At 72.5% G+C, this 21686-nt stretch carries 21 protein-coding genes; 7 read left to right on the plus strand and 14 right to left on the minus strand.

Going from position 1 to position 21686, the window contains the following annotated elements:
• Positions 1 to 75: 75 nt before the first annotated feature.
• The 4 genes from ACFO9I_RS20935 (at position 76) to ACFO9I_RS20950 (ending at position 3559) form a co-directional block, all read left to right on the plus strand.
• Positions 76 to 597 (plus strand): SigE family RNA polymerase sigma factor, encoded by a 522-nt coding sequence (locus ACFO9I_RS20935; protein WP_379184466.1) that lies wholly within the window; start codon positions 76 to 78, stop codon positions 595 to 597.
• Positions 594 to 1772: a hypothetical protein gene (locus tag ACFO9I_RS20940; protein WP_379184468.1), complete on the plus strand. Its 1179-nt coding sequence runs from the start codon at positions 594 to 596 to the stop codon at positions 1770 to 1772. The genes ACFO9I_RS20935 and ACFO9I_RS20940 overlap by 4 nt, the downstream gene beginning before the upstream one ends.
• A 111-nt stretch (positions 1773 to 1883) precedes the next feature.
• Positions 1884 to 2408 carry a SigE family RNA polymerase sigma factor gene (locus ACFO9I_RS20945; RefSeq protein ID WP_379184470.1) on the plus strand — a complete coding sequence of 175 codons (525 nt, stop codon included), beginning with the start codon at positions 1884 to 1886 and terminating at the stop codon, positions 2406 to 2408.
• Complete coding sequence (locus ACFO9I_RS20950) at positions 2405 to 3559, plus strand: hypothetical protein (RefSeq protein ID WP_379184472.1); 1155 nt, start codon at positions 2405 to 2407, stop codon at positions 3557 to 3559. Before ACFO9I_RS20945 ends, ACFO9I_RS20950 begins: the two co-directional genes overlap by 4 nt.
• 3 nt (positions 3560 to 3562) lie before the next feature.
• Here the strand turns inward: ACFO9I_RS20950 and tsaD are convergent, their stop codons facing one another.
• Entirely contained in the window at positions 3563 to 4606 is a 1044-nt protein-coding gene (gene tsaD / locus ACFO9I_RS20955; RefSeq protein ID WP_379184474.1) for a tRNA (adenosine(37)-N6)-threonylcarbamoyltransferase complex transferase subunit TsaD, read from the minus strand.
• A 162-nt stretch (positions 4607 to 4768) separates the two neighbouring features.
• On the opposite strand from tsaD, the gene ACFO9I_RS20960 reads away from it, so the two are divergent.
• Positions 4769 to 6463 (plus strand): HAD family acid phosphatase, encoded by a 1695-nt coding sequence (locus tag ACFO9I_RS20960; protein WP_379184476.1) that lies wholly within the window; start codon positions 4769 to 4771, stop codon positions 6461 to 6463.
• Between the two features lie 9 nt (positions 6464 to 6472).
• On the opposite strand, the gene rimI is transcribed toward ACFO9I_RS20960, so the two are convergent.
• From rimI to ACFO9I_RS20990, 6 genes are read right to left on the minus strand one after another with little or no spacing between them, the layout of a single operon-like run.
• Complete coding sequence (gene rimI / locus ACFO9I_RS20965) at positions 6473 to 6931, minus strand: ribosomal protein S18-alanine N-acetyltransferase (RefSeq protein ID WP_379184478.1); 459 nt, start codon at positions 6929 to 6931, stop codon at positions 6473 to 6475.
• 5 nt (positions 6932 to 6936) lie between these two features.
• The gene (tsaB, locus tag ACFO9I_RS20970) at positions 6937 to 7575 is read right to left on the minus strand and encodes a tRNA (adenosine(37)-N6)-threonylcarbamoyltransferase complex dimerization subunit type 1 TsaB (protein WP_379184480.1); all 639 of its coding nucleotides are present in this window, start codon (positions 7573 to 7575) and stop codon (positions 6937 to 6939) included.
• A gap of 10 nt (positions 7576 to 7585) precedes the next feature.
• Positions 7586 to 9010, minus strand: a complete 1425-nt coding sequence (gene tsaE, locus ACFO9I_RS20975) for a tRNA (adenosine(37)-N6)-threonylcarbamoyltransferase complex ATPase subunit type 1 TsaE (RefSeq protein WP_379184482.1) — start codon at positions 9008 to 9010, stop codon at positions 7586 to 7588.
• Positions 9007 to 10098 (minus strand): alpha/beta fold hydrolase, encoded by a 1092-nt coding sequence (locus ACFO9I_RS20980; protein ID WP_379184484.1) that lies wholly within the window; start codon positions 10096 to 10098, stop codon positions 9007 to 9009. The genes tsaE and ACFO9I_RS20980 overlap by 4 nt, the downstream gene beginning before the upstream one ends.
• Positions 10095 to 11258, minus strand: coding sequence for an alanine racemase (gene alr, locus ACFO9I_RS20985; protein WP_379184486.1), 1164 nt, complete (start codon positions 11256 to 11258; stop codon positions 10095 to 10097). Before alr ends, ACFO9I_RS20980 begins: the two co-directional genes overlap by 4 nt.
• Positions 11259 to 11304: 46 nt before the next feature.
• Positions 11305 to 12708 (minus strand): NAD(P)H-hydrate dehydratase, encoded by a 1404-nt coding sequence (locus ACFO9I_RS20990; protein ID WP_379184488.1) that lies wholly within the window; start codon positions 12706 to 12708, stop codon positions 11305 to 11307.
• 140 nt (positions 12709 to 12848) lie between these two features.
• Here ACFO9I_RS20990 and ACFO9I_RS20995 point away from each other — a divergent pair, with 140 nt between their 5' ends.
• On the plus strand, positions 12849 to 13775 hold the full coding sequence (locus ACFO9I_RS20995; protein WP_379184490.1) for a hypothetical protein: 927 nt from the start codon (positions 12849 to 12851) through the stop codon (positions 13773 to 13775).
• Positions 13776 to 13805: 30 nt separating this feature from the next.
• Here ACFO9I_RS20995 and ACFO9I_RS21000 read toward each other — a convergent pair whose 3' ends face one another.
• Both ACFO9I_RS21000 and glmS read right to left on the minus strand, forming a co-directional pair.
• Complete coding sequence (locus tag ACFO9I_RS21000; RefSeq protein ID WP_379184492.1) at positions 13806 to 14159, minus strand: holo-ACP synthase; 354 nt, start codon at positions 14157 to 14159, stop codon at positions 13806 to 13808.
• Positions 14160 to 14167: 8 nt separating this feature from the next.
• Positions 14168 to 16012: a glutamine--fructose-6-phosphate transaminase (isomerizing) gene (glmS, locus tag ACFO9I_RS21005; protein ID WP_379184494.1), complete on the minus strand. Its 1845-nt coding sequence runs from the start codon at positions 16010 to 16012 to the stop codon at positions 14168 to 14170.
• A 67-nt stretch (positions 16013 to 16079) separates the two neighbouring features.
• Here glmS and coaA point away from each other — a divergent pair, with 67 nt between their 5' ends.
• On the plus strand, positions 16080 to 17066 hold the full coding sequence (coaA, locus tag ACFO9I_RS21010; protein ID WP_379184496.1) for a type I pantothenate kinase: 987 nt from the start codon (positions 16080 to 16082) through the stop codon (positions 17064 to 17066).
• A gap of 16 nt (positions 17067 to 17082) precedes the next feature.
• Here the strand turns inward: coaA and ACFO9I_RS21015 are convergent, their stop codons facing one another.
• From ACFO9I_RS21015 to rplM, 5 genes are all read right to left on the minus strand, one after another.
• Complete coding sequence (locus tag ACFO9I_RS21015) at positions 17083 to 17838, minus strand: hypothetical protein (protein ID WP_379184498.1); 756 nt, start codon at positions 17836 to 17838, stop codon at positions 17083 to 17085.
• Positions 17839 to 18075: 237 nt separating this feature from the next.
• Positions 18076 to 19080 (minus strand): GNAT family N-acetyltransferase, encoded by a 1005-nt coding sequence (locus ACFO9I_RS21020; protein WP_379184500.1) that lies wholly within the window; start codon positions 19078 to 19080, stop codon positions 18076 to 18078.
• Between the two features lie 58 nt (positions 19081 to 19138).
• Positions 19139 to 20488 (minus strand): phosphoglucosamine mutase, encoded by a 1350-nt coding sequence (glmM, locus tag ACFO9I_RS21025; protein ID WP_379184502.1) that lies wholly within the window; start codon positions 20486 to 20488, stop codon positions 19139 to 19141.
• A gap of 21 nt (positions 20489 to 20509) precedes the next feature.
• Positions 20510 to 21028 (minus strand): 30S ribosomal protein S9, encoded by a 519-nt coding sequence (gene rpsI / locus ACFO9I_RS21030; protein ID WP_379184504.1) that lies wholly within the window; start codon positions 21026 to 21028, stop codon positions 20510 to 20512.
• A gap of 18 nt (positions 21029 to 21046) precedes the next feature.
• Positions 21047 to 21490, minus strand: a complete 444-nt coding sequence (rplM, locus tag ACFO9I_RS21035) for a 50S ribosomal protein L13 (protein WP_379184506.1) — start codon at positions 21488 to 21490, stop codon at positions 21047 to 21049.
• Positions 21491 to 21686: the final 196 nt, after the last annotated feature.

Consider the following 21686-nt stretch of genomic DNA (forward strand, 5'->3'; position numbering starts at 1 on the left):
CGCGCTCCCTCTCGTCGGTGGCTTCCCATGCAACCGTATGGAGTGGTTCAACGTGTAGCGGGCATGGAGGTGGGGGTGAGGGCCAGCGCGGCCCGGACGGGCTTCGAGGAGTGGTGCGCGGCGCGCGAGCCTGCGCTCCAGCGTCTCGCCCTGCTGCTGACCGGCGACCCGCACGGCGCCCAGGACCTGGTGCAGACCACGCTCGCCAAGCTCTACCTCGCCTGGGACCGGCTCGATGACCGGGAGCACCTCGACGGCTACGCGCGCAGGGTGCTGGTGAACGAGCACCGCTCGGCCTGGCGTCGACCGTGGCGCAGGCGTGAGGTGACGACCGACCGGCTGCCCGAGACCGCCGGCCCCGGTCCGTCGTACGACGGCGCGCACGACGCCGTCTGGGCGTTCGTGGCGACCCTGCCTCCGCGGCAGCGCGCCGTGATCGTGCTGCGCTACTACGAGGACCTCACCGAGCCCGAGACCGCCGCGGTGCTGGGCGTCTCGGTGGGGACCGTGAAGTCGCAGGCCAGCCGGGCGATCGCCGCACTCAGAGCGGTGGTCCACGACCACCCCGAGCTGCCGGACCTCCAGGAGGACCGATGACCGACACCGAGCGCCTGCTCAGCGACGCCCTGCACGCCCGCGTCGACCATGCGTCGTACGAACCCACGCCGATGGCCGACGTGGTCGGCACCGCACGGGCGCTGCGCCACCGGCAGCGGCGCAACGCCGGCCTCGCTGCGGCCGCGTGCGTCGTGGTCCTCACCGTGCCGGCCGGACTGCTGCTCTCCCACGACGGGGGAACCGGCCCCGGCCCCTCGGACCACACGTCCTCGTCGACCCCCACTCCTGCGCGGACGTCGCTCGAGGACCTCCCGCGGGGCGCCGGACCTCGCGTGGCGTACGCCGTCGGCGACACCTACGTGGCGTCCGACGGCTCACGGCTCCGGGTTCCGGTGGAGACGGGCATCAGCGCCATCACGCCCTACCACGGCGGGTTCCTGGTCGCCGACGACCGCGCCTTCGAGGGCACCGTCGGCCTGCACCTGCTCGACGGCACGGGAGCCGAGGTCGACGGGTGGTGCTCGGCGGGCTCGCCGGTCGTCAGCGGCGACCTGATGCAGACGGCCTGGCTCAGCCTCGAGTGCGACAGCAGCGCCGGCGTCACCTCGGCCACGATCCACCGGGGCATCAGCTCCGGCATGGGCGAGGGCGAGGCGACCCAGACCGTCGACCCGGCCGTCGACCCGGGCGCGGACCCGAACGTGCAGCTGGTCGGGCTGAGCGGTGAGGACGTCGTCTACACCAGCATGTTCGGCGACGGCGCCTGGGTCACCGACCTCCAGCACCCGCCCCGCCGTGTCCCCGGCCTGGTCCGGGCCTCCGCGGTCGACGCCACGACCGGTCTGGTGGGAGGCGCGCTGTCCGGCAGGGTGGGCGCGGTCGTCGACCCGTCGACGGGAGAGGTCACGATGCGGGTCCCCGGGCGGCTGCCGGTCGCGTTCAGCCCGGACGGGCGGTACGTCGCGACGCTGGGGATGACCAGTGCCACCCGCGGCCTGTCGATCGTCGACGTGACCACGGGCGAGCAGGTCGCCGAACTCGCAGACCTGTCCGGCGACGTGCGCCAGGTCGCGTGGGAGGACGACACGCACCTCGTGGCGTCGGTACGGCAGGGTCCCCGGGCCGCGTTGGTGCGCACCGACGTCACCGGCCGGCTCGAGCTCGCCACGCCGGCGCTGGGAGGCCGCGACTTCGTGCTCGCCGCTCGTCCCTGAGGCTGCGCCGCACGATTGCAACCATGTCGACACCGTTCGCGTCTCGATGACGTACGAACGGAGGAGACAATGCAGCTCACAGCCCAACCGGGCGCGGGATCGGGGGTCGGGGTGGGAGGACGCGGAGCCGAGCGCGACGCCGACTTCACGGCGTACCTCGCCGCCCGGCAGCCTGCGCTGCTGCGCACGGCCTACCTGCTGACCGGCGACCGGCACCAGGCCGAGGACGTCCTGCAGACCTCCCTGGCCAAGCTCTACCTGGCCTGGGACAAGGTCCGCGACCGCGACTCGGTGGACGCCTACGTCCGCCGGATCATGGTCAACGAGAACAACTCGCTGTGGCGGAGGGGCTGGAAGCGTCGCGAGCACGCCACGGACGAGGTGCCGGAGGGAGCGCCGGTCCTCGACTCGTACGACGACGGCCGCAACGACGAGCTGTGGGCGCTGGTGCAGACCCTGCCCCGCAAGGCCCGTGCCGTTCTCGTGCTGCGCTACTACGAGGAGATGAGCGAGGCCGAGACAGCGGACGCCCTCGGCATCTCCGTCGGCACCGTGAAGTCCCAGACCAGTCGTGCGCTCGCCGCCCTGCGCGAACGCACACCCGCCAGCCTGAACCCCCGGGAGGAGGAACGATGAGCACCCCGAACCAGATCACCGAGGAGCTCGGGAGGGAGCTCCACCGACGTGCGGACGGCCTGTACGAGGCCCCGTTCACCTTTGACGACGTCCGCGGCCGGGCGCGAGGCATCCGTCGCCGGCGCCGCGTCGCCGCCGTCACCGCGACCGCTGCCGCAGTCGCGCTGGTGGCGACGCTGTCGACCACGCTGGCGGGCGGCCTCAACCGGGCCGACGAGCCGCAGCCGGCGCCGTCTCCCTCGACCGGCCGCGGCGCCTCGGTCCTGCACGACCGCGAGGTCACACTCCCCGGCGGGGGCACGGTCCCCGTGGACATCGACAACGCAGACGTCAGCCAGTTCGGGGTGCTCACCGACGGTCGCATCCTGGTGGCCAACCAGAAGCTCTCGCAGATCGAGGTGTACGACGCCGACGGCGCGCCGGCGACGACGTACGCGGTCGACTTCCTCACCTTCACCATGAGCTCGAGCAACGGGCTCGCCGCGTGGATCGACCAGCGAGGGCGTGTGCAGCTGCTCGAGAGCGGCAGCCCCGAGCCTGTGGCCATGCCCAAGATGCCGGTCATCAACGGCACGACCCCGTTCATCGACGCGGTCACCGGTGACCACTGCGCCGACGGCGGGTGCGAGGTGCTCGTCAGCGACGGCACCGAGACGGTGGCGACGGTGACGCTCGACGGCGCCGAGCGCCTGGACACCTCCGAGCCGATGCGGGTCCTCGACGTGAGTCCCGACGGTGACACCTGGGCGGTGTCGTTCCGATCAGCAGGGGGTGAGCAGTACCCGTGCGTGGGGCTCTACGACCCGGCTGCCGAGAGGGTCACCGCGCGCAGCTGCACGGGCGGGAACCTCGACTTCTCCCCCGACGGCGAGCACCTGCTGTCCGGCCGGTACGAGAACAACATGGCCGGCGAGGTGGCGGTGCTCGACCGCGACCTGCAGGAGGTGGCCGCGATCAAGCCCGGGAAGCAGGTCATCAGCCGCGCCACCTGGGCGGACGACACCCACGTGCTGGCGGTCCTGGCCGGCCTGGACGGCAACCGGTGGACGCTGGTGCGCTACCCCCTCGACGGTGGCGACCCCGAGACCGTCGCGGGACCCGTCCGTGGCGGCAACCCCGAGATGATGTCGGAGTACCTCCCCACGTCGTGAGGATCAGGCCAGCACGCTGGTGACCGGCAGCGAGGAGTCGGCCGGCAGGTCCAGCGGCGACGGGGTCCGCCCCCGGGCGACCATCTCGGAGCCCAGGGCGGCCACCATCGCACCGTTGTCGGTGCACAGGCCGGGGCGCGGGACCCGCACGCGAATTCCCTTCGCGGCGGCCCGCTCCTCGGCCATCGTGCGCAGCCGCGAGTTCGCGGCGACGCCGCCGCCGATGAGGATGTCGTCGATGCCCTCGCTGACCGCGGCGTCGATCGCCTTGCGGGTCAGCACGTCGCAGACGGCCTCCTGGAAGCTGGCGGCCACGTCGGCCACCGGCACCGGCTCACCGGAGCGCTCGCGCGCCTCCACCCAGCGCGCGACCGCGGTCTTGAGCCCGGAGAACGAGAAGTCGAACCGGTGCCGCTCGAGGTCCCGGCGCGAGGTCAGGCCGCGCGGGAAGTCGACGTGCACGCTGTCGCCCTCGCGGGCGGCGCGGTCGATGTGCGGGCCGCCGGGGAAGGGCAGCCCCAGCAGCCGCGCGACCTTGTCGAAGGCCTCGCCCGCAGCGTCGTCGATCGTGGAGCCCATGGGGTCCACCCCGGTCGTCACGTCCTCGACCCGGAGCAGGCTCGAGTGGCCGCCGCTGACCAGCATCGCCAGGCACGGCTCCGGCAGCGGCCCGTGCTCGAGCTGGTCCACCGCCACGTGCGACGCGAGGTGGTTGACGCCGTAGATCGGCTTGCCGAGCCCGAGCGCCAGCGCCTTCGCCGCGGCCACGCCGACGAGCAGCGCACCCGCCAGGCCGGGCCCGTTGGTCACCGCGATCGCGTCCACGTCGTGCAGCGCGACGCCGGCCGTCTCGCAGGCGCGCTCGATGGTGGGCACCATCGCCTCGAGGTGGGCGCGGCTCGCGACCTCCGGCACGACGCCGCCGAAGCGGGCGTGCTCGTCGACGCTGCTCGCGACCGCGTCGGCGAGAAGGGTGCGCCCGCGGACGATACCGACGCCGGTCTCGTCGCAGGAGGTCTCGATGCCGAGGACGAGTGGTTCGCTCACGCGGCCATTGTGCCGCCCCGCCGCGCCTGCCCGCGGGCAGGGCTCGGACGGTCGCGTCCGGCACCGGCGCGTCGGTTCGGCGATTCTCTTCCGCGCGTGCCCCGGCAGACGTAGGTTGTGCGGGTTTGTTGCCTGTCTCACACACACCACTCGGAGCAACGCATGCAAATCCCGGGAACCCCCCGAACCCGTGTCGCGCTGGTCGCCACCGCGTCCGCCGCACTGGTCATCACCTCTCCCGCCGTCGCCGGTGCCCGCACCGTCGACGACACGAAGCTCACCCCGCACACGCACTTCACGGTGCAGCCGCTGAACGCGAACGGCACCGTGCCTGCACCCCCCGCCCACGGCGCGGACATCCCGAACATCGACTCGGTGAAGGCGACGATCCGCGCCTACTACGGCGCGACAGGCGGCATCGCCAACAAGGCCGACTCGCCCTACATCGACGAGATGGCCGAGCTCGAGGCCGACGCGCTCGCGGCGCTCCCGGCGGTCGACCCGGCCGACAAGCTGGCCGTGGTCCTCGACGCGGACGACACGACGCTGTGGACCTACGACATGGAGGACGGCGACCCCAAGGCCCAGCGGCCGGGGATGCGCTTCAACTTCGACCCGGTGCTCCAGAACACCTGGGTCCAGAACAAGTGGTTCCCGGCGACGCCGGGCATGCCCGCGTTCGTCGACGCCGTCGCAGCCAAGGGCTACGCGGTCTTCGGGCTCACCGGCCGCGGCGAGTCGCAGGAGGAGGCGACGCTGCAGAACCTCGCCGACGTGGGGTACCACGGCTTCGACGCCGACAACTTCTTCACGAAGTTCGCCAGCCCGGCCACCAAGCCGGGCTACCTGGACTGCCACACCAGCGTCGACCCGGCCGACGACCCGGCCAAGTGCACGACGGTCGAGTACAAGGCCGGGACCCGCAAGCACATCGAGGAGGACCTGGGGTACGACATCGCCCTCAACGTCGGGGACCAGTTCTCCGACCTGCAGGGCGGGTACGCCGACGACACCCTGAAGCTGCCGAACCCGACGTACTACCTCCCGAGCCCGAACATCGCGGGCGCCCCGGCGTCGGACGCCGACCTGGCACCCCGGACCGAGTTCACGATGAACCCCGACGGCTCGAGCGGCCAGGACGCCGACGGCGAGGGCATCCCGAACATCGACAACGTCAAGGGCGAGATCCGCTCCTACTACGGAGTCGCCGACCCGACCAAGCCCGGTAACTCGAACAAGGCCACGTCCCCCTACATCAGCGAGATGAAGGGGATCACGACGACGTGGTCGCAGAAGCTGCGCAACCGGTGCGAGAAGGGCGTGCGCCAGGGCATCAGGCCGGCGGTCGTCTTCGACGCCGACGACACCACGCTGTGGACCTACGACATGGAGGACGCGGCGATGAAGTTCGACTTCGACCCGGTCCTGCAGAACCAGTGGGTCGAGGGCGAGCGGTTCCCGGCCACCCCGGGCATGCCCAAGGTCGTGCGCGCCGCCGCCAAGGCCGGCTGCAAGGTCGTCGGCCTCACCGGTCGCAGCAACGCCCAGCGCTCGGCCACCCTCAACAACCTGCGCACGTACTACTACGACAAGGACGGCAACTCGCTGTTCAAGCAGAAGTACTACTTCACCAAGTGGAACAGCGGCGACCTGCCGCCTGCGTACGTCGACTGCGCGATGGACAGCGACCCGGTCAAGTGCTCGACCATCGAGTACAAGTCCTCGACCCGCAAGCACGTCCAGGACAAGTTCGGCGTCCACATCATCGCGAACTTCGGTGACCAGTTCAGCGACCTGATCGGCGGCTCCTCGGACCGCGTGGTCAAGCTGCCGAACCCGACGTACTACCTGCCGTAGGGCAACCCGCTACACCCCTGCGACGGCGTCATCGCCCGGCCCGAGCGAGAGCTCGAGGACCACGGCGGTGGCGCCGTCGTTGTAGTACCGGCGTCGACGCGCGATCTCGGTGAACCCGCGGGCGGCGTAGAAGGCGATCGCGCCGTCGTTGTCCTCGCGGACCTCGAGGAGCAGCCGGTCCGCGCCACCGTCGCGGGCGAGCGCCACCACCTCCCGGAGCAGGCCGGTGGCCAGTCCGGAACGCCGGTGGGTGGCGGCGACGGCGATGCGCTGCAGCTCGGAGACGTCGGCGACGACGCTGGCCACCGCGTGGCCGACCACGGCTCCGTCGGCCTCGGCCACGAGGTAGCGGACGGTCGGCAGCCGGCCGCCCACCCCCTCGGCGACCAGCCCCTCCGACCAAGCGTCCGCGCCGAGGTTGTCCTGCTCGAGCCTGGCGATGGCCGGCACGTCGGCCGGCCCGGCCACGCGGATCACGAGACGGGCTTGGGCTTGCCCGGGGCGACCGCGTCGGGGCGGCGCAGGTAGAGCGGCTCGGGCCCGTGCAGCTCCGCGCGCTCGCCGGCCACCACCCGGGCCAGCCAGCCGGCGCTCGGGCGGGCGGGGCCCACGGCGTTGGGGAACGAGTCGGGGTAGAGCGTGGCGCCCTCCCCCACGACCGGCAGGTGCGTGGCCGCGGCGCCGGGGTGCTCGACCATCGGCCCGTGGCGACGGCTGCCGTCGGCGTCGTACGACGCGAGGTAGACCTCCTTGCGCCGGGCGTCGGTGGCGACCACGAACTCGCCGGTGACCACGCCGGTGTCGACGGCCTCCACGGCGAGCACGTCGAGCGAGCACACGCCCTGCACCGGGATCCTCAGCACGAACGCGAGCGTGCGGGCGGTGACCAGGCCGACCCGCAGCCCGGTGAAGGGGCCGGGCCCCACCCCGACCGCGATCCCGGTCAGGTCACCGCGGGTGAGACCGGCCCGCCCGAGCGCCTCCTCGATGAGCGGCGCGAGCTGCTCACCGTGCTTCATCGGCCGCTCCGCGGTCAGCTCGACCAGGACGTCACGGCCGTCGTGCAGGGCGACGGAGACGTGGGGCGTGGCGGTGTCGAAGGCGAGCAGCACGGTTCGAAGGCTACTGGTCCCCGGCGGTCCCGCCCGCGACCGGGCGGCCGAGCGCCAGCTCGGCGAGATGGGCGTCGATCTGGGACAGCCCGGGCAGCTCCGTCCCGACGTCCCACGTGCACAGCTCGTCGATCTCGTCGTTGGTGCGGAACTCGACCGGGCCGTCGACCACCGTGCGGTAGACCGCGACGAACTCGATGCGGCGCTCGTGCCCGAGCTGGACGGTGCCGACCCCGACGAACTCGACCTCGCCCGGGGCGACACCGGTCTCCTCGACGAACTCGCGCACCGCCGCCTCGCGAGCGGTCTCACCCTCGTCGATCGTGCCACCCGGCAGCTCCCACTCGTCGCGCCAGGCGTTGTGGACCACGACGACGCCGCCGGCGTGCTCGGCCACCATGAGGGAGAGAGGCAGCGGGATGCTCGGGTCGAGGTCTGCGAGCTCGGACTCGTCGCAGCGGTAGAAGTCGAGGAGGATGTTCTCGTTGAGCTTCTCCGCCAGCGGCTCGCGCTGCAGCGAGGGCAGCTCCATCTCGTACCAACGCGGGCCGATCGGGGTCATCAGCACCCGGCGGGGGTCGAGGTCGCTGTCCGGGTCCTCGTCGGCGAGGGCCCGGATGATCCGGACCTCCAGCCGCGACTCCGCCAGCCCCTCGGCCACGCCCTCGCCCCACTCGACCACGGTCACCGACTCCTCCAGGGAGGTCTCGAGGTCGAGGTCGTCGAGCTCGTCGATGCCGCCGAGCCGGTAGGCGTCGACGTGCACGAGCGCGGGCCCCTCGGCCAGCGAGGGGTGCTCGCGGGCGATGACGAACGTCGGGGAGGTGACGTCGCCGCGGACCTCGAGGCCCGCACCGATGCCCTGGGTGAAGGTGGTCTTGCCGGCGCCGAGCTCACCGCTCAGCACGATCAGGTCACCGGCCGTGAGCTGGCCGGCCAGCGCCCGGCCGATCTCGCGCATCGACTCCGCGTCGGGGGCGTCGAAGAGGAACGTGCGCAGCGGCCGGCGCAGCTCGACGTTGGGCGCGGACCGGCGGATCTCGCGGAACCCCTGACGCTCCCAGAAGCGCCGGGTCCGCGGCAGCTCCTCGCGGGTGACGACGGTCAGGTCGTCGTACCCGTGCGCGGCCTCGACCGCGGCGTCGATGAGCACCTTGGCGATCCCGTGGCCCTGGGCCGAGGGCAGGACCGCGAAGCGGCGGAGGTACATCGTGCTGCCCTTGGGGTCGAGCACGAGCACGCCCACGTCCTCGCCGCGGAAGCGGGCGACCAGGCCTCCGGCGCCGTTCGCGAGGAGCGCCGCCAGCTCGGTGAGGCTCTCGCTGAGGGCGGCGGCGGGCGGGTCGAGCCTGGGGCGGGCCTCGAACGCCGGCAGCACCACGGCGCGGACGGCCTCGGCCTCCTCGGGGCCGACCCGGCGGATCTCCAGGGTCACCGCGAGCCCACCACCCCGGCGGCCGCCGCGATGAGCTGGTCGAGCTCGGCGTTGACCTGGTCGTGGCGCTCCATGATCACCATGTGCCCGGCCCGCTCGCACTCGAGCAGCGTCGACCCGGGGACGTGCGCGTGCAGCTTGCGGCTGTGCCCTATCGAGGTGAGCCGGTCGGCGGTGCCGCAGATGATCGCGGTCGGCACGTCGGCGAGCGCCTCGAGGGCGTGGAACTTGTCGAGCAGGCTGAAGCTCGGGAAGAACTCCGCGACCACCTCGAACGGGGTGTCGGAGAGCATCTGGTCCACGAAGTCGACGTACGACGAGGGCACGGCGTCGCCGAACGCGAACAGGTCGGTGGCGACCATGGCCACGTTGCGGCCCAGGCGGCGGACCCGGTCGACGCTCTTGTGGCCGCGGCCGAGCAGGGCGACGGCCCTGTTGGTGAGGCCGGCGCCGACCGACAGGGGGAACACCGGCAACAGGATCCGGCTCGGGTCCAGGCCTCCGGCGGTCGTCGAGATGAGGCCGACGCCCACGATGCGGTCGCCGAACAGGTCGGGGCGCTGCTCGGCGAGCGCGATGATGGTCATGCCGCCCATCGAGTGACCGACCAGGACGATCGGCCCCTCCGGCACCACCTCGTCGATGATCTGCTCGAGGTCGCGTCCGAGCTGGTCGATGGTCGCGTGCCCGATCGTCGAGCGGCCCGAGCGTCCGTGCGAGCGCTGGTCGTAGAACACCGACCGCACCAGGCCGCGGTAGCCCGCGCGCTGGAAGTGCCAGCAGTCCAGGTTGAGGGCGTAGCCGTGGCAGAACACCACCGTCATCGGCGGGTGCGACTCCCCCGTGCCACGCCGCCGTCCGCTGCCGTCCTCCTCGCCGTCGTACTCGTCGACCTCGACGTGCAACGGGACCCCGTCGTCGGCGACGACCGTGATCGGTCGCGAGCGCAGCGACCCGAACGCGACCTGGTCGCCCGCGCCGCGACGGGCGATGACCCGACGGTGGTGGGCGACCCCGACCGCCGTACCGGCCACGGCCACACCGGCTGCGCCGGCGGCCAGTCCGAGGATCCTGCGTCTGAGGCTCATGTGTCTCCCTGCGTGGGGTTGACGTGGCGGCGGGTCATCCGGCCGCCGATCCGGGTGACGATCTCGTAGGAGATGGTGCCGCAGGCGTCCGCCCAGTCCTGCGCGGTCGGCTCGCCGTCGCGCCCGGCACCGAAGAGGACGACGTCGTCCCCTGCCTGCGCCTCGTCGCCCTCGAGGTCGACGACGAGCTGGTCCATGCAGATCCGCCCGCGCACCGGGCGACGCTTGCCCCCGACCCAGGTCTCGGCGTTGTTGGAGGCGTGCCGAGGGACCCCGTCGCCGTACCCGGCGGGGACGAGACCCACGGTCGTGGGGTGCTCGGCGGTCCACGTGTGGCCGTAGGAGACGCTCGCGCCGGTCGCGAGCGGCTTGGTCATGACCAGGCTGGCGCGGGCGGTCATGGCCGGCACCAGCCCCACGTCGGGCGTGTGGCCGGGCGCCGGGTCCAGGCCGTACGACGCCAGCCCGCACCGGACCAGGTCGAAGCGCGACGACGGCCGCAGCAGCGCGGCGGCCGAGTTCGCGAGGTGCCGCACCTCGGGGCGCAGGCCCGCGGCCTCCGCGGTGGCGAGCGCCTCGGTGAACACCCGCTCCTGCGCCTCGTTGGCGGGGTGGTCGGGCTCGTCGCTGCAGGCGAAGTGGGACCAGACGCCGGTGACCCGGACCCGGCCGCGGTCCTCGAGCCGGCGCGCGGCCTCGACGAGGGCCGGCCAGTCCTCGACGGTGGCCCCGTTGCGGGACAGCCCGGTGTCGATCTTCAGCTGCACCCGGGCCGGGAGGCGCACGTGGTGGGCGGCCTCCGCGATCTCCTCGAGCGCTCGCACCGTGGAGGCCGTGATGTCGACGTCCGCCTCAACGGCCGGCGCGTAGTCCTCCCCCGGCACGGTCAGCCAGCAGAGCAGCCGCCCGGTGTCGCCTGCGGCGCGCAGGGCCATCGCCTCGTCGAGGGTGGCCACGCCCAGCCACTCGGAGCCGGCCTCGCGCGCGGCGGCCGCCACCTCGACCATGCCGTGGCCGTAGCCGTCGGCCTTCACCACGGTCATCATCGCGACCGGAGAAGCTCCCTCGGGAGACACGACGCGACGCAGCGTCGAGACGTTGTGCCGGACCGCCGCCAGGTCCACGACGATCTCGGCGCGCGCGACCGGCGAGTGGCTCATGCCGGGTGATTCTTCCATCCTCGCGGTCCGGGCCGCCCGGCACCGCTCAGTCGCGGGACGGGAGGTGCCGCACGACGTCGGCGACGTGGTGCGCCACCTCGCCCGCCACGATCGGCCCGCCCCGCGAGGCCAGGGTGGCTGCCGCGCCGTGCAGCCAGGAGCCGACGGACGCGGCGTCGAAGGGGTCGAGGCCGGCCGCCAGCAGGGCACCGACGAGCCCGCCGAGGACATCTCCGGCGCCCGCCGTCGCGAGCCACGGGACGCCCGTGGTGGTGGCCCGGACCCTGCCCTCCGGCGAGGCGACCAGGGTGTGCCGACCCTTCAGCAGCACCACCGCGTCGAACGTGTCCGCGGCCCGGCGCGCGTGCAGCAACGGCCTCGCCTCCACCTCGGACCGCTCGGTCTCGAGCATGGCGGCGAGCTCGCCGGCGTGCGGGGTCAGCACCGCGGGGACGCCGAGCCTGCCGCGCACGTGCGCCAGCGCGTCGGCGTCCACGACCACCGGGACCCCGTCGGCCACGGCGTCGGCGAGCTCGCGGCCCGCCGTGTCGCCACCCCCCGAGCCGATCACCCACGCCTGCACCCGGCCGGCACCCACCACCTCGGGGTGTGCCTGGCGGACCCGGTCGGCGACGGCCCGGTCGCCGACGTACCGCACCATGCCGCAGAGCCCGGTGTCGGCACCCGCGACGCTGAGCAGGCCGGCGCCGGGGTACGCCGCGGAGCCGCACCGGATCCCGACCACGCCGCGGGTGTACTTGTGGGCGTCGGACCGCGGCCGCGGGAGCAGGGCGGCGACGTCCTCGGGCTGCAGCGCCTCGACGGGCGCCGGCGGCAGGTCCAGCCCGATGTCGACGAGGTGCACCACGCCGCAGGCCGCCGCGGCGGGGTCCACGAGGTGCGCGACCTTGTGGGTGCCGAAGGTGACCGTGACGTCGGCGGTGACGTGCTCGCCGACGAGCTCGCCGGTGTCGACGTCGACCCCCGACGGCGTGTCGACGGCCACGACCGGCACCCCGCGGACGGCTGCCAGGGCCTCGACGGCCTCCTGGCGCAGCCCGCCCCGGCCGCCGATCCCCACGATCCCGTCCACGACCACCTCGGCTCGTGCGGGTGAGGGTGCGCCCCGATGCTCGCTGAGCCGCACGACCCGGCCGCCGGCGGCCCGCAGGGCCTCCACCCCGGCCCTGTGCGCCCTGTCGGAGAGCAGCCAGGCCTCGACCCGGCAGCCGCGCCGCGCCAGCACCACCCCGGCGTACAACGCGTCACCGCCGTTGTCGCCGGACCCGACCAGCAGCAGCACGCGCCGGCCGTAGGCCGAGCCGAGCAGGTCGATCACGGCGTACGCCAGGCCGGCAGCCGCCCGCTGCATCAGCGTCCCCTCGGGCAGCGTGGCCATCAGCGCCGCCTCGGCCTCCCGCACCTGCTCGACGGTGTGCGCGCTCCTCATGCCGCCAACCTAACCGGGTCCCCTCGGGTCGTGTGCCTGAGAACGCGTCATGACGCGTCCTCAGACACACGCCTCGAATGACGATCCGAGCCTGTGGAGGACGGGCGTCGTCGCGGCGCGATCCGAGGCAGCCTGAGCGCATGAAGGAGGCGCTCGAGACGCTCATCGCCGACCAAGCGGGCATGGTCGCCCGTCGTCAGCTCAACCAGCACGGCGTGGACTGGGACGCCGTCCGCAACCACGTCGCCGCGCGGCGATGGACGGAACGGACCCCACGGGTCATCAGCACGACCACAGGTCCGCTCTCATGGAACCAGTGGCTGTGGCTGGCCGTGCTGCACGCAGGCCCGAAGAGCATGATCGGCGGGCTCACCGCCGCAGCGCACCACGGCCTGACCGGCTGGGAGCGGGACGAGGTCACTGTGATCGTCGACGACGAGCTGAGCTTCGAGCCCGTGGACGGGATCGACTTCTTTCGCTCGCGTCGGCCTTTCAGCCTGCTGCTGCACCCCCGCCCTGGCCTGCCTGTCTGCCGGCTCGAGCCCGCAGTGCTGCTGCACGCGGGCTACGAGGCGAACACCCGGGCGGCGCACGCCCTGGTCGCCGCGACGGTCCAGCAACGGCTCACCACTCCGGCCCGCATGCTCACCTGGGTCGACCAATTGCGACCACTGCGCAGGGCGAAGCCGTTCAGGGCGACACTGAACGACGTGGCGGGCGGATCCCAGTCAGGCGCCGAGCTCGCCGTGTGCGCCATGTGCCGCAGGTTCGCCATCCCCCTCCCTCACCGGCAACGCTCGCGAACCGACCGGGCCGGCAAGCAACGTTGGACGGACTGCGAGTGGGACCTGCCCGACGGGACGGTCCTGGTTCTCGAGGTGGACGGCGGCTTCCACATGGACGTCCGTCACTGGGGCGACGACCTGAAGCGCGCGCGACGGATCACCACTCGCCGGCGCATCGTCGTCCGCTGCTCTGCGTACGAGCTGCGACACGAGGCCGAGGAGGTCGCGATCGACCTGATCGCGCTCGGCCTGCCGGGTCGTGTGCCTGACAACGCGGCATAGCGCGTCCTCAGGCACACGAGTCGACGACCCCTAGCTCTCGAGGACCACCATCGCGGAGGCGATGCCGGCGTCGTGGGACAGGGAGAGGTGGACCGAGACGACGCCGAGCTCGGTCGCGCGGGCCAGGACGGTGCCGCGGATGTCGAAGCGGGGGCGGCCGGACTCCTCCGTGACCACCTCGGCGTCGTGCCAGGCCATCCCGACCGGGGCGCCCAGCGCCTTGGCCAGCGCCTCCTTGGCGGCGAACCGAGCGGCCAGCGACGCCGCGGAGCGGCCGACCTCGTGCGGGGTGAACAGCCGCTCGCGCAGGCCCGGGGTCCGCACCAGCGACTCCTCGAACCGCCCGATGTCGCAGACGTCGATCCCCACCCCGATGACGGCCACGGGGCGCCCTACTCGACCGTGACGGACTTGGCGAGGTTGCGCGGCTGGTCGACGTCGTGGCCCAGCGCGGTCGCGAGCTCGCACGCGAACAGCTGGAGCGGGACGACCGCGACCAGCGGCTGCAGCAGCACCGGCACCTTGGGCAGCCGCAGCAGCACGTCGGCGTACGGCGCGATCGACTCGTCGCCCTCCTCGGCCAGACAGATCGTCCGGGCGCCCCGGGCGCGCACCTCCTGGATGCCGCTGAGCATCTTGTCGCGCAGCTGGTCGCGCCCCTGGGGAGGCACGACGCACAGCACCGGCAGACCGTCCTCGACCAGCGCGATCGGGCCGTGCTTGAGCTCGCCGGCTGCGAAGCCCTCGGCGTGCAGGTAGGCGAGCTCCTTGAGCTTCAGCGCGCCCTCGAGCGCGACCGGGTAGCCCGCGTGCCGGCCCAGGAACAGCACCGACCGGGCGCCGACGTGCTCGCGGGCGAGCGCGTAGACCGCCTCGTCGTCGTCGAGCACCCGCTGGACGTGCTCGGGCATCGAGTCGAGCTGGTCCATGATCTCGGTGATCTCGTCGCCGTACCGGGTGCCCTTGACCTGGGCGAGGTAGAGCGCGAGCAGGTAGCAGGCGACCAGCTGGGTGAGGAAGCCCTTGGTCGAGGCGACCCCGATCTCCGGCCCGGCGTGGGTGTAGATGACCGCGTCCGACTCGCGCGGGATCGTGGACCCGTTGGTGTTGCAGATGGCCAGCACCTTCGAGCGCTGCAGCCGCGCGTGCCGGATCGCCTGGAGCGTGTCGGCGGTCTCGCCGGACTGGCTGATCGCGACGACCAGGGTCGAGTAGTCGAGGATCGGGTCGCGGTACCGGAACTCCGAGGCGAGCTCCACCTCGACCGGGATCCGGGTCCAGTGCTCGATGGCGTACTTCGCGACCATGCCGGCGTAGAACGACGTCCCGCAGGCGATGATGATGATCTTGTCGATGTCGCGCAGCTCCTCGTCGGAGAGCCGCATCTCGTCGAGGTGCAGCGCCCCGGAGGGGGTACGCCGGCCCAGCAGCGAGTCGGCGACGGCGCGCGGCTGCTCGTAGATCTCCTTGCGCATGAACCAGTCGCGGCCGTCCTTCTCGGCGGCCGAGAGGTCCCAGTCGACGTGGTAGCGGCGACCCTCCGCGGGCGTGCCGTCGAAACCGGTGACCGACACGCCCTCCCGGGTGATCGTGACGACCTGGTCCTGACCCAGCTCCATGGCCTCACGGGTGTGCTCGATGAACGCAGCGACGTCGGAGCCGAGGAAGTTCTCGCCCTCGCCGAGGCCGACCACGAGCGGGGAGTTGCGCCTGGCCGCGACCACCCGCGAGGGGTCGGCGGCGTCGAGCGCGACCAGCGTGAAGGCTCCCTCGAGGCGGCGGCAGACCCGCTGCATCGCCTCTGTGAGGTCGACGCCGTTCTCCAGCTCGAGCTCGAGCAGGTGGGCGGCGACCTCGGTGTCGGTCTCCGAGCGCAGCTCGTGCCCGGCGTCCTCCAGCTCGGCGCGCAGCTCGAAGAAGTTCTCGATGATCCCGTTGTGCACCAGCGCGAGCCGTCCGTGACGGCCCAGGTGCGGGTGGGCGTTGGCGTCGTTGGGGGCACCGTGGGTGGCCCACCGGGTGTGGCCGATGCCGGTGGTCGAGGCGACCAGCGGCTCGTCGACGATCGCCTTCTCGAGGTTGGCCAGCTTCCCGGCCCGCTTCTGCCAGGAGACGGTGCCGTCGTCGATCAGGGCGATCCCCGCGGAGTCGTAGCCGCGGTACTCCAGCCGCCGCAGGCCCTCGATCACGACGTCCTGAGCCTGCTTCTCGCCGACGTAGCCCACGATTCCGCACATGGGCGCCACTGTATCGAGCGGGAGGCCGTCCCCGACGGGGCGCACGGCGACTGCAACAATCTCCCGCATGTCTGGCAACGGCGGGGGCCACCACGGTGGTTCCGAGGACGTCGGCCGCGAGTCCTCGCCGTACATCGAGCTGGACCGTTCGGCCTGGGCCGCCCTCGCACAGGAGACCGAGAGCCCGCTCACCCCGGAGGAGATCCGGCGGCTGCGGGGCCTCGGCGACTCCCTCGACCTCGAGGAGGTCCAGGAGGTCTACCTGCCGCTCTCCCGCCTGCTCAGCCTGTACGTCGAGTCCGCGGGCCGCCTGCACCGCCAGCAGGAGGACTTCCTGCACCGCCGGGTGCCGCCCCGCACGCCGTTCGTCATCGGCCTCGCCGGGTCGGTCGCGGTCGGGAAGTCCACGACCGCCCGCGTGCTGCAGCAGATGCTGGCCCACTGGCCCGAGCACCCGAACGTCGCCCTGGTCACCACCGACGGCTTCCTCTACCCCAACGCCGAGCTCGAGCGCCGCGGCCTGCTGCAGCGCAAGGGGTTCCCGGAGTCCTACGACCGGCGGGCGCTGCTCCGGTTCGTCGTCGACATCAAGTCCGGCAAGGACGAGGTCGAGGCGCCGACGTACTCCCACCTGGTCTACGACGTCGTGCCCGACGAGAAGGTCGTGATCAGCCGGCCGGACATCGTGATCATCGAGGGCCTCAACGTCCTGCAGCCCGCACGGGTCCGTGACGACGGCCGCACCGGCCTCACCCTGAGCGACTTCTTCGACTTCAGCGTGTACGTCGACGCCGGCACCAGTCACATCCGCAGCTGGTACGTCGAGCGGTTCCTGCGGCTGCGCGAGACCGCGTTCCGCGACCCGGGCTCCTACTTCAGCCGGTACGCCGCGCTCAGCGAGGAGGAGGCCGTGGCCGAGGCGGAGCGGATCTGGGACACCATCAACGGCCCCAACCTCGTGCAGAACGTCCTGCCGACGCGGTCCCGCGCGACGCTGGTGCTGCGCAAGGACCGGGACCACTCCGTGCGCTACGTGCGGGTGCGCAAGCTCTGACCCGCGGGCGCGGGGCTCACGCCACGGCCCGGCGCAGGGTCGAGAGGATCTTCTCCGCGAGGTCGTCGTCGAGGGTCCCCGGGGCGTCGAGGTCGCGGACCATCACCAGGTTGGCCACCGCCTCGCCCGTGTCGAGGCTGACGATCGCGAGCTGCACCGCCGGCGGGTCGCACGGTCCCGGGTCGCTCAGGGTGATCCGGGACGTGGAGCGCACCGCCGTGGAGCCGTCGGCCAACGTGACCTGGGTGGTCCGCACCGGCGTGTGCGGGCTGGAGGTGCGCAGGTCCTCGTTGAGCGAGATCGCCGCCACCCACTCCTTCGCCAGGTCGGTGTTGGCCTGCCGGGCGCCCATGCCGGTGGCCGAGCGGGTGAACCCCACGAAGCCGCGGTTGGAGCTGGTGCTGCGCTTCTTGCAGTAGCCGTCACGGAACACCGCGGGACCGTTCACCCCCACGGCGGGATCACCCTGGCGGTCCAGGTAGTAGACGACCGTGTCGCTGCTCTCGAGGCTCCAGCCCTCCGCGCTGGCCGGGACCTCGAAGAGCGCGTTGTCCCCCCGGTCGCCGACGACGAACTGGCCGTCGTCGAAGACATGGACCTTCTCGACCGTGCGCGATGCGCTGGGCTCGCCCGGGCCTGGTGTGCCGCCACCGCCGGACGACGGGGTCGACCCGTCGCGCTGGGTGTAGGCCGCCACCGCCGTCACGGCGGTGCCGAGCACGGCCACCACCGCGAGCACGGCGAGCAGGGAGGCGAGTCGGAAGCGATCCATGCTGGCGGTTCTACCCGAGCCCTGCCGCGCCAATCCCCCCGGGGTCGAGGTGTGTGGAGCAGTCACCGGGGCATGTCCCCGGGGGCGGCCCCCGCGTCGACGATGCGGGGAGCGGTGAGCCGGCCACCGTTTCGTCACCAGAAACGGTGGCCGACGCACCGCCCGTTCGCGGCCAGATCCGTCGCAGCAGGCGCGCATCCCGGTGACCGGCAGTCCTCCAGCATGCGCACGGCGGGGTCAGAGGAGCTTCTGGACGTCGAGGCAGCGCTCGACCACGCGGTAGCCGAGCCGTTCGTTGACGGCGTTCATGGCGGCGTTCACCCCGGCGTTGCCGGTCTCGACGTGGGTGCACTCCGGGAACATCGCGTGCACCTGCCGGTGGGTCAGCAGCTTCATGCCCAGACCCAGGCGGTGCCCGCGGTGCCCGGGCAGGACGAGGGTCCCGCCCACCGAGGCGTGCCGCGGGTCGGCGCGATGGACGCGCACGTCGGAGAACCCGCACAGGTGGCCGTCGGGGGCCACGGCCAGGCCGTAGACCAGCACCCTCCCGGTGCCGATCGCCCGGGTCTCGCCGTCGCGGACCCGTTGCGGGGTCCACTCGGTACGCCGCAGGTCGAGGTCACCCGTCGGCACCTCGCCCAGGAAGGCAGAGAGCAGCCGGCAGAAGTCCTCGATCCGCTCCTCGGGCAACCGCTCCACGGCCACCTCGAGCCGGTAGTCGCCGAGCGCGGCCTCCACCTCGCGGTCGAGGGCGTCCCAGGTGGCCGGCGCGGTCGCCAGGTCCACCAGCTTGGTCTCCTCGTAGCTGCCCACCTCGAAGCCCGTCCCGGCGGCGAAGAGCGACCCGGGGCTGTCCTCCCCCACCGGGGCGTACGCGCTGGCCATCAGCGTGGTCCGCCCCTCCCGTCGCGCCCGGGCCTCGGCCGCCTCGAGCAGGGCGCGGCCAATTCCCCGGCGCCGGTGCGCCGGCGGCACCCACACGGTCACCTCGGCGAGGTGGGTGTTGTCGTAGCGGTAGAAGAGGAGCCGACCGGCTCCGACGACCCGGCCCTCCCCGTCCCGGGCGAGGGTGAGCACCAGCCTGCCGTCCGTGCGCGGGACGGGCAGCTTGCGCCGGGTGACGTCCCAGGTCGGCCACGCGTCGAAGGGCCGGTCGCCCTCGGCGGCGTGCGCGACCTCCCACCAGTCCCGCAGCCGAGTCTCGTCGCGGGCGTCGATCTCGACGATCTCGGTGCCGGTCATGGCTCCGGAGCCTAGGCAGCCGGAGCCGTGACGGCGACCGGGTTTACGGCCGGCTGCCTCAGAGGGCGAGCTGGACCCGCACGACCTCCGCGAGCCGGCCGGCGACGGCGTGCGCCTCGTCGTACGTCCCCGCCTCGACCATCACGCGCACCAGCGGCTCGGTCCCGGACGGGCGCAGCAGGATGCGGCCGGTGTCACCGAGCGCGGCTTCCTCCTCGGCGAGGGCGGCGGCCAGCACGGCGTCCTCGTCGGCGCGGGCCTTGTCGACGTTCGGCACGTTGACCAAGACCTGCGGCAGCCGGGTGACCACCGACGCGAGGTCCTGCAGGCTCTTGCCGGTCGCGGCCACCCGTCCCAGCACGTGCAGGGCGGTGAGGATCCCGTCGCCGGTGGTGGCGTGCTCGCTCATGATCACGTGGCCGGACTGCTCGCCGCCGAGGGAGTAGCCGGAGACCTTCATCGCCTCGAGCACGTACCGGTCGCCGACCTTGGTCTGCCGGACCCCGATCCCCGCCGCCTTCATCGCGTGCACGAACCCGAGGTTGCTCATCACGGTGGCGACGACGGTGTTGCGGGCCAGGTGGCCGCTCTCGGCGAGCCCGAGCGCGAGGATCGCGAGGATCTGGTCGCCGTCGACGACCTCGCCGTCGTGGTCGACCGCCAGGCAGCGGTCGGCGTCGCCGTCGAGCGCGAAGCCTGCGTCGGCCCCGTGCTCGAGCACCGCCTTGCGCAACGGCTCGAGGTGCGTGGATCCGCAGCCGTCGTTGATGTTCAGCCCGTCGGGCTCGGCGTGGATCGGGATGACGGTGGCGCCCGCCTCGCGCAGCGCGCGCGGCCCGGCGTCGTACGCCGCACCCTCGGCGCAGTCCAGCACGACCGTCAGGCCGTCGAGGCGCTGGCGCAGCGTGGAGTCGAGGTGGGCGGCGTACTCCTCCACCGCCGTCTCGTGGGTGCGGACCCGGCCGACCGCTCCGCCGACGGGGCGGTCCCAGTCCTCGTGGAGGTGGCGCTCGATCTCCGCCTCGATCGCGTCGTCGAGCTTGAGCCCGCCGCGCGCGAGGAACTTGATCCCGTTGTCGGGCATCGCGTTGTGGGACGCCGACAGCATCACGCCGAGGTCGGCGCCCAGGGCGCCGGTGAGGTAGGCGACGCCGGGGGTGGGCAGGACGCCCAGCAGCAGGACGTCGACGCCTGCCGAGGCGAGGCCCGCCACGACGGCGGCCTCCAGGAACTGGCCGGAGATGCGCGTGTCCCGGCCGACGACGGCGAGCGGGCGGTGGCCCTCGAACTCGCCCCGGTCGGCCAGGACACGGGCGGCGGCAACGGAAAGGTCCAGGGCCAGCTCAGCGGTCAGATGACCGTTGGCCAGGCCCCGGACCCCGTCCGTGCCGAAGAGTTTGGGTGACATGCGGCCCAAACTATAGAAGCGTCAGCGCTTGCTGAACTGCGGTGCCTTGCGGGCCTTCTTCAGACCGGCCTTCTTGCGCTCGATGACGCGGGCGTCACGCGTGAGCAGCCCCGCCTTCTTGAGCGAAGGACGGTTCGCCTCGACGTCGACGGCGTTCAGGCAACGGGCCACGCCGAGACGCAGGGCGCCGGCCTGGCCGGTGATGCCACCGCCGTGGATGCGGGCGATGACGTCGAAGCGGCCCTCGAGCTGGAGGTTCGCGAACGGCTCGTTCACGACCTGCTGGTGCAGCTTGTTCGGGAAGTACGAGTCGAGCGTGCGGCCGTTGACGGTCCACACGCCGGTGCCCGGGACGATGCGGACGCGGGCGACGGCCTCCTTGCGGCGGCCGGTGGCCGCGGCGGGGGCGATGGTCGCGGGACGCTGCGGGGCGTCGGCGGACGGCGCGCTCTCCGAGCTGTAGGCGATGCCCTGCTCGTTGGTCTCGAAGGTCTCCTCGACCTCAGTGCTCTCGGTGGTCTCAGCCACGGTGTTCCTCACTCAGTCTTTCGTCGCGGATTACTGGGAGACCTGGACGATCTCGAAGGGCGTGGCCTGCTGGGCCTGGTGGGGGTGGTTCGGGCCGGAGTAGACCTTCAGCTTCTTCAGGATCTGCCGACCGAGGCGGTTCTTGGGGAGCATGCCCCAGACGGCCTTCTCGATCGCCTTGCGGGCGTCCTTCTCCAGAACCTCGCCGATCGGGGTGGCCGAGAGGCCGCCCGGGTAACCGGAGTGGCGGTAGGCCATCTTCGTGGTCTTCTTGGAGCCCGAGAGAGCAACCTTCTCCGCGTTGACGATGATGACGAAGTCACCCATGTCCATGTGCGGCGCGAAGGTGGGCTTGTGCTTGCCACGCAGCAGGTTGGCGGTCGTCACGGCGAGGCGGCCGAGGACCACGTCCTCGGCGTCGATGACGTGCCACTGGCGCTGGATGTCAGCGGGCTTGGGGCTGTACGTACGCACGGCTGATCAACTTTCTTCGTTCGTCGGGCCCGGCGGGTCGGCCCCGTCGGGTGGTGGTGCGGCGGCTTCTGACGAACACGGCCCGGCTTGCCGTTCTGAGGCTTCCGGGACTGCCCCTCGACCGCACAGCAGTTGGTCGGGGAGCGGCAGGAGTCGCGACCGTCAAGAGTACGGGCACGCGTCCGCGCGGGTCAAA

Origin of the sequence: Nocardioides sp. GCM10023255 (assembly GCF_042653125.1) — a bacterium.
GTDB lineage: Bacteria > Actinomycetota > Actinomycetes > Propionibacteriales > Nocardioidaceae > Nocardioides.